Annotated in this window: 1 protein-coding gene; it reads right to left on the bottom strand. The window is 76.7% G+C overall.

The window, feature by feature from the left end:
* Positions 1–481, bottom strand: a 481-nt coding sequence (locus M3677_RS16925) for a biotin/lipoyl-containing protein (RefSeq protein WP_285844918.1), incomplete at both ends; no start/stop codon positions are given.

Raw genomic sequence — 481 nt, 5'->3', positions numbered from 1 at the left:
GACGACGGCGACGAGGAGGCCGGCGCAGCGGCCGGCGCCTGGGGCGCGACCTGCGGTGCCGGCTGCGACGTGGGCGAACCAGCGGGCAGCGCCCCGCTGGAGCCGTAGTCGCCGCCCGGGGTGGCGTTGTCGGTCTCGGCCTCGACCGGGGTCGGCTGGGCCTGCTCCTGCTTCGGGGCCTCCTGCTTCGGGGCCTCCTGCTTCGGGGCCTCCCGCGCGGGCTCGGCCGCGGCGGGGGCCGAACCGCCGCCGGAGCCACCGGAGCCACCGCCGATGACGGCCAGCTGCGCGCCGACCTCGACGGTCTCGTCCTCGCCGACCAGGATCTTCGTGAGCGTGCCCGCCGCGGGGGAGGGGATCTCGGTGTCGACCTTGTCGGTGGAGACCTCGAGCAGCGGCTCGTCGACCTCGACGGTGTCGCCCTCGGCCTTGAGCCACCGGGTGACGGTGCCCTCGGTGACGCTCTCGCCCAGCGCCGGCA

Origin of the sequence: Curtobacterium sp. P97 (assembly GCF_023712445.1) — a bacterium.
Taxonomy (GTDB): domain Bacteria; phylum Actinomycetota; class Actinomycetes; order Actinomycetales; family Microbacteriaceae; genus Curtobacterium.
The sequence above is the reverse complement of the archived record's forward strand: the minus strand, read 5'-3'. Positions and strand labels throughout refer to the sequence as shown.